The sequence below is a fragment of the Proteiniborus sp. genome (assembly GCF_040308045.1).
Taxonomy (GTDB): domain Bacteria; phylum Bacillota; class Clostridia; order Tissierellales; family Proteiniboraceae; genus Proteiniborus.
Genome location: NZ_JAWRHZ010000065.1, coordinates 118067 through 125593, shown reverse-complemented (window position 1 = coordinate 125593; position 7527 = coordinate 118067). Strand labels below are relative to the sequence as shown.

General features: G+C 31.9%; 8 protein-coding genes. All 8 read right to left on the bottom strand.

Annotated features, from left to right (window positions below; genetic code table 11):
- Nucleotides 1-239: 239 nt before the first annotated feature.
- The gene (locus ABV008_RS15300) at nucleotides 240-539 is read right to left on the bottom strand and encodes a DUF2087 domain-containing protein (RefSeq protein WP_352420708.1); all 300 of its coding nucleotides are present in this window, start codon (nucleotides 537-539) and stop codon (nucleotides 240-242) included.
- Nucleotides 540-579: 40 nt separating this feature from the next.
- Complete coding sequence (locus ABV008_RS15295) at nucleotides 580-1272, bottom strand: SanA/YdcF family protein (protein WP_352420707.1); 693 nt, start codon at nucleotides 1270-1272, stop codon at nucleotides 580-582.
- Between the two features lie 236 nt (nucleotides 1273-1508).
- On the bottom strand, nucleotides 1509-2387 hold the full coding sequence (locus tag ABV008_RS15290; RefSeq protein WP_352420706.1) for an SPL family radical SAM protein: 879 nt from the start codon (nucleotides 2385-2387) through the stop codon (nucleotides 1509-1511).
- A gap of 368 nt (nucleotides 2388-2755) precedes the next feature.
- Complete coding sequence (locus ABV008_RS15285; protein WP_352420705.1) at nucleotides 2756-3676, bottom strand: aminoglycoside phosphotransferase family protein; 921 nt, start codon at nucleotides 3674-3676, stop codon at nucleotides 2756-2758.
- Between the two features lie 43 nt (nucleotides 3677-3719).
- On the bottom strand, nucleotides 3720-4583 hold the full coding sequence (locus ABV008_RS15280) for a GNAT family N-acetyltransferase (RefSeq protein ID WP_352420704.1): 864 nt from the start codon (nucleotides 4581-4583) through the stop codon (nucleotides 3720-3722).
- Nucleotides 4584-4634: 51 nt separating this feature from the next.
- Complete coding sequence (locus ABV008_RS15275) at nucleotides 4635-4976, bottom strand: DUF3795 domain-containing protein (RefSeq protein WP_352420703.1); 342 nt, start codon at nucleotides 4974-4976, stop codon at nucleotides 4635-4637.
- A gap of 589 nt (nucleotides 4977-5565) precedes the next feature.
- Nucleotides 5566-6786, bottom strand: coding sequence for a DUF2812 domain-containing protein (locus ABV008_RS15270; protein WP_352420702.1), 1221 nt, complete (start codon nucleotides 6784-6786; stop codon nucleotides 5566-5568).
- A gap of 41 nt (nucleotides 6787-6827) precedes the next feature.
- The gene (locus tag ABV008_RS15265) at nucleotides 6828-7526 is read right to left on the bottom strand and encodes a CPBP family intramembrane glutamic endopeptidase (RefSeq protein ID WP_352420701.1); all 699 of its coding nucleotides are present in this window, start codon (nucleotides 7524-7526) and stop codon (nucleotides 6828-6830) included.
- Between the last annotated feature and the right edge of the window lies 1 nt (nucleotide 7527).

Here is a 7527-nt window from a genome sequence, read left to right as displayed (position 1 = left end):
CTGTCAAGGGTGGCGGAGAATACAGAACAAATATCTTTTACTCAATAAAGTCTTTCTGTGTTCCTATTAATTTACCAATATTCCAATTGCTTGAAAAATATTTTGTATTTAAAGGTTCATTTAAGCTGATATTTTTTGCTTTGTTTTTTCATAACTTACTTTACACTACCTTACTTTATAAATAATTAATTTCTTTTATTTCTCTACTGTTACCTCTCTTATACATGATATATTCTTCCTTATTCCTTTACCCAATAAAGCTGACAATCTCTAGTTCTATCCATAAATCCATAGTCAATTAAATGTCTTCTAATAGTAGAATAATCAGAGTATATCCCCTCAAGTTTCTGGTTAACTTGTTGATGTGTATACTTCTCATTCATTTCAAAGTTTTGCATAATATGCTCTAAGACTATAACCTTTCTTTTTTCCTTACTAGGCATAGTAGTAAGCTTTTCGATTTCGCCCTCTTTTTTAAAATAGTTTTTTATTACTTTTTCTTTTTCTTCTTCAGTATAACTGTAACTATCCTTTATCATAATTATCTCCTCTCAATTCCCTAGCATTTACTCAAAATGTTTAATCATTAGTCAAATTGCCATCACCACTTATTGGTATAGAATCTCCTAGGTAAGTAGGCTCAGGTTTTAAGATGCAATTAAAAAAATCTTTTACCCTCGCTAATATTTCTCTTAATTCTCTAGATTCTTGACCTACATATTCCCTTGGGTCAGATGCAACACCATAAGCTTCAAGTCCTAACTTTTCAGCAATATATAGAGCACGATACATATGGTACTTCTGTGTTACAATTATAATCTTATTAGCCTTAAAAATATCCCTTGCACGATAAAGACTTTCATATGTGGAGAATCCTGCATGATCCATGAAGATATGCTCTGATGGTACTCCTCTATCAATTGCATATTTCTTCATAGCATTGACTTCATCATATTCTTTACGCCCATGGTCTCCACTCATTAATAGCTTTTCAGAAGCTCCATTCTCATATAGTTCTATCCCTTGTAGAAGCCTATCTTCAAGCATATGACTTGGTCTTCCATCTCCCCAAACACCTGCTCCAAGTACAAGGATACAATCAGCGTTCAATGAGGTTGCATCAGCTACTGTAATAATTTTGCTCTTAATTGATGATTTAATATAGTCATTTATAATTAATATAGATGCTAATGCTAAAATACTCAATACTATCAAGGCAATTAACATAATTCTCAATTTTTTTCTTTTAGTTTTTATCGCTTTATTCTTCATAATGGCTCCTATAATTGTAATATTTTAAAAAGGCAGTCTCTTCCTCCACTAGCTACGGTTTCTAAAATTTCAGATTTAACAGGCTTATCGCAAATCATGCTATATGTATTTGTCATATCTAAGCACTATAATTCAATGTTTGGATTCTTTTCATAAGCTGAGCCGATGACACATAGTTGATCTAGTACCTCTGCAAATAAGTAATAACGAGGCAATTTTTCACAAAAACTGCTAAGCTAATCTAATCCAGGTAGCATCAGCTGCTCGTACTGACTTTTTTCTTCAAATTTATGAAGATAATTAAAACATTCTTCAACGCTACATATTATGCCATGGTCTTCGCAGGTTCTTTTCATTATACTCATCAATCTATCATTGTTAGGGCTTGGTATCTCATATGCATAGTTGTACCTTTCAGTATAGCGAGCTTTCATTCCTGGAAAATGTTCATCTAGCTTTTTATAGAAATATTCCCTATTTCCTTCTCTTAGAGTTAATCCCATTCCAAAGCAAATAATGCCATGCACCTTGGCCTCTATACAATAGCCTAGAATTCCCCTAATATTTTCTTCTGTATCATTTATAAATGGTAAAATTGGACTTAACCAGACTACCGTGGGAATTCCATTATCTCTCATTATCTTTAATACCTCAAACCTTTCCCTTGTAGTACTGACATTAGGTTCAATTACTTTACACAAGTCTTCATCATAAGTAGTTAAAGTCATCTGAACTACACACTTTGTTTTCTCATTAATCTTTTTCAGTAGGTCTAGATCCCTTAATATTCTTGCAGACTTGGTCTGTATAGCTAGACCAAATCCATGGGAATAAATTAGTTCAATACATTTTCTCGTATTCCCCAATTTTTCTTCCAAGTGGATGTATGGATCAGTCATAGCTCCTGTGCCTATCATGCATTTCTTTCTTTTTCTACAAAGAGCATCTTTTAAAAGCTTAGGAGCATTTACCTTTACCTCTATGTCCTCGAAATCATGATTCATCTGATAGCACTTGCTTCTTGAATCACAATAGATGCAGCCATGAGTGCATCCTCTATATATATTCATCCCATTTTGAGCTGATAGGATACCTTTTACCTCTACTTCATGCATAGCCTTCTCCTCTTTAATAAAATTAATCTAATTTGAAGCAAATTGTTGTATTAGATGTTCTTCTCCAAACTTTTTAATAAATCAATAAGCTGTGCTTCCAGTGAACTTTGATACTCCTCTGTTTTCTTGTATTCTACATATTGAATAATATTGTCTTTGTTTTTTCCCAATACTTTTCAAAATCATCAAAAGCATCTTTCATGACATTACTCATTCCTTTAACTTCTTCTTCATCCATATACTTGTCAGCCTCATCTAATATCGACTAAAGCTCTTCTGGGATTTCTATTGGCTCAATATTGTCCAGGAATTCAACTAACTTATCATATAGCTCTTAATGTACAGTTACTCTTTCATCATCTTAATAATTATAAACTTATTTTATCTAACTTTAAATACCAATTCGGAATATATGTGCTAAAATCATCGTACCATTTCAAAACACTCTGGACCTGTTTCAGCATTGTATTCACTTCTTCCTCTCCAAATGGAACTGACCAAGGTATAGAAGAGAGCTGATTGCTCGCAATGTATAGCGCCATCAACCTAAAAAACAAATCTGGTGAGTTTCCATCAAAATATCCATTAATATATCCTGATGCGAACATAGGACTTATTTCTGCACACCAGGTAATTCTATTGAACTCTTCCCATGGATCCCCATAATCCATTCTGTTAAAATCAATTATACCTAATTCTCCTTTTGGGGTAATAATCATATTCCCCACATGATAATCTCCATGTTGAAAAGACTGTGGACGATTTATTAAGAGAGAGCGATTTTGCTCTATATAATCAATTAGTTTATCATCATTTTGAAAGTGAATACTACAAGCATTATAATTACCTATGTTTCTCTCAATTTTCCGGTTAAACCTTTCTGCCCAGTTAGGCTGACTTTGAGGAGCTGGAACGCTATGAATTTGCTTAAGATACATACCTGCTTTTAAGCCAAGCATGTATTGCTCTTTATCATCAAGCTTAGGAAGAATAATCTCAGCATCTTCTCCATCAATCCAGGTAAGCAAGGAATAAACAGATTGACCTTTGTTACATATTCCAAAATCAATGGGCTGAGTAAACAATATATCCATGTCCATAAGTGGTCTTAGACATTCAAACTCTCTTTTCTTTTTTTCATATTGTGATATATCTGATAATCTAAGCAATAATTCTCTGCCTTCTTTGGTTATGATATGATATTTTTTATCATCTGACCAGCCTTTATTAACAGGTTCTATTATATCCCAATTATGAGAACCACCTATATCATTAAAAGATACTGTCACAACACCAACTCCTTTACTATTGTATTCTAATATACAGCTTCTCCTATAATTTCTTAACCATTAGTAAACAAGGATTTTCTTTACCCCAGAGCTCAGGAAATTCTTCTAAGGGATAAAAGCCTACAGTTCTATAGAACCCTCTTGTTTTTCTATAACCTTCATCTGGATGAGAACTACTCAAGGTTTTCACTGTTAGAAACATCTTATTTTGTTTAACTAATATATCTTCCGTAGCTTTTATAAGTCTTTTTCCTATGCCTCTTCTATGGAACTCTTTCAATATACCAACTACATAGATTTCGCTAGTAAATTCATTATGTTCTATAACTGACAAGAAGCCAATAGGTACCTCCCCTATATAAACTGAAAGGAATACGCTATCTTTAACTCCAATAATATAATCTTTTATTGATTCCTCAATACCAAACCAATCTGGTAAGGCTCTTAGCACTAGTTCACAGATATTACATTTTTCATTATCTTCTAAAACAGTTCTAATATCTAAGTAATAGTCTAAGTCATTTACAGACCTTTCTTGCATAATATCACATCTAGAATACCATAGCTTTTTGTAATCTTCATCGTCTACTACTCTCTTTTTTAGATCGCTTATACTCTTTATTCCTTCTTTATTACACCAATCAACGCACACCAGATATTGTACCCAGTCAAGATCATCCTCGTCCCAATAAACCTTAACTTCTTCTATTCCTCTTTTCATTAATGCAAATGCTCTAGTGTGTCCGTCAGTAAAAAATGTATATTTCCCTATCTTTCTTATTGGCAAAGGCTCTATATCTTCTATATTTGCTGAATCTAAATATTTTTCTACTTCTAATAGCTTTGTTTTGCTAATATATAGTTGACTTGGTTGTATATCTTTTATATTTTTAGTAAATACCTTCATGCTTTTTCCCTCCTAAGGTGCTATAATTCTATGTCTGATGCAATTCTGTTCTCATGGCTCTTTATTAATTTGATCTAATCTCTCTTTGTTTTCTGGGGAGTTGTTGAAAGAAATATCAAGCTTAGAACATGGATACTCGTTGCAATAGCCACAATTATCTATTTCCTTATCTACTCCACACATACGTATTTCACATTCATTGCAAAACTTGAAAACTGTTTGAGAACCCGCATGGCAGCCTGTACAATTTATATCTTCAGGGCTAACTTGATAATTTGGGCTTGACCATTCTTTAGAAAGCTTTAATTTTTGCTCTGAATCATTACTCTTTGTAGCTATATATGCAGGACAATCATTACAAATTAAACCACAATACGCAATTATTTTTTCCATTTTATCTTCCCCCTTATTTAATTCTATTCCTCTACAGATCTTTCAAAAATAATTTTATAACAATATGGTACATGTATTCCTGTCTTTTCATTTGCAGAAGTAACATATGGGACCTCAGCGAATTTGTACTCATACTTCATATACTTTCCCTACCTTTATAGATAATAGACGAAATTATGTGTCTTTAACTACTTGAATATTAGAATCCTAAATCTTCATTTACTATAAAAAGTTTCATTCTATCTTTTGTGAATTGACCCTCGATAATAACTAAGTTAAAGCAAACTCTTTCATCTGTTATTTTTCTTCCCCTTCTAAATTTATTGACCATTCTTTAACCCAATCACCATTTCACCTAGAGAATTGATTTATCAAGATATATAGGATTTCTACATTTTTTAGTAATGAACTGGATTGAATCAAAAAATTCCTTTTACCATAATATTCAACTATTATTTTATAATACCTTCTACTAGCTTTACATTTTACAAAAAATTAAAAGCCCTTGTGTACTGTCTCATCAGCACTCAATGGCTATAGCTTGATAAATGTAATTACTGAATTTAATCTCTGTCTGAAGGCGCTCTCTTTATGGCAAACGATTAATTGTATGATCATTATAATCTAGCTTCTTAGCTACTATTTTTGCTAGATCTTCTACAGTAACAGTTCCATCACTATATATCACTAAAGTAACTTGCTTTCCTTTTCTGCATAGAAGAATAATTGTGTCACCTTTCTTTCCACCATAGCAAGCAAAATTCTCCTTACTTTGAAGCTCAATAGGTTTAAGCTCGAATCTCTTGCTTTCTCTGACTAAAATGTCTTGTTCTAATCCTTTTGCAACGAAATCAAATCTCGTCAAATAATAGTCAGCAGTTAGAAAAGGTTTATTTTCTGTCCTGTTATGGTTTTTATCGTAAAGTATTACCGACTGTACTAAAGTATTTTCCTTTGGTATAAAAAGGCTCCAATCCCTATATAGAACATTTCCGTAATCAATATTATTGTCGCTACTGAAAGTCATTCTGTTTTCATGCTGATATTCCATTGTTTCAATATCTCCAACAGTAACCATAGGCAGGCTATCTAAATCACTAATTTCAGTAAGGTTTACACTATCCCCTTGGTACATTTTAAAAATCATAGATCCAAATAAAAGTATGGTAATAATTGAAAAAGTGATATTTCTAAAAATAAATTTACTTTTCATCAGATAATAATCACCACTATGACTTAAAAACATACCCGAATCTAAGATTTTCTCTATTTTTAGTAAATTCCTTTTTTTACTTCTACTCCGCATAAGAGAAAAAAGAAAGAAAACAAAAGATATACCTATTTCCTCTTTTGTAAGAAAAATATAAAGCCCATGACTTATCCTTATTTTTTCAAAAGCTATTACTACTAGAATAATTAAAGCAATTAACCCAATTATGATATTTGTAGCTTTCCCACCAAAAATATCCTTCATTGCAGCTCTTAATGATAATTTCTGCGCCTCTGGAGTCTTATATAGTTCCTTTAAACCTGAACCTACAGGCGTGGAAAAGATTAAAAATGAATCTTTTTCATCAATAAAGCTCCAGCCTTCTGCCTTATGTTTATTAATCATTTCTTCTTTGTTATCTTTCTTTGCAATATCAATTCTGTAGTTCAGGTACTGAGGATTGCTTTCTTCAAAGTTGGCAAAGAACATTCCTACTTCTTTTAAATGTAGCCCCTTCCTAGACATCTCAGAAAAATATTCTTCATATTCCTGAATATTATGCAAATCTCCAAAAAGAACTTTTCTAATTGTTTTGCACATCTACTCCACCCACTTTATTTGTTTACTTAATTATATGTCTACTATAAAAACAAATAATTACTCCAATTCATAATTGCATGAAATACTGTAGGCGCTACAATAGAGTTATATTTTGAATACATGAAATTAAATATAACATGCCAACCAAATGTAAAGATTAATGTTATAAAGTTATTAGATATGTACTCAAAGAATCCCATATGAGCTGCTCCCATTTGAAATGGAATATGCATAATCATAAACATAAATGCAGTTAACAAAACAGCTCTTATTGGTTTTTTAACTATTCCATAAACCCTTGTTTGAATAAATCCCCTGAAAATAATTTCTTCTGTTAAACCTATGACTATAAAATAGTACATGAAGCTTGACATAAGCTTTGATACAGGGTTAAATTGTTTTCCAGCCATAACTCCTGGCAATAGCTGAATTAGCAATACAATACCTCCAGCGACTAATCCCATTATCAATGATTTGCCAAGATTTTTCTTGCTGAACCCAATTGAGCTCAATTTTTGACCACGGAATAGTACATATATAATACAGATGACTGCGAGAATAATATTTATTTGATTACCTAAGTAAATGTTCTTAGTATCATATATGACACCCATAATATAGTATATACTCATAAGTAGAACATAGAAAATAATCGATGCTATCCCATCAATATTAGTGTATTTGCTCACCATTTCTTTATATTGTGAATCAATTGATAAATAACTTTTTATTGGTTTCATA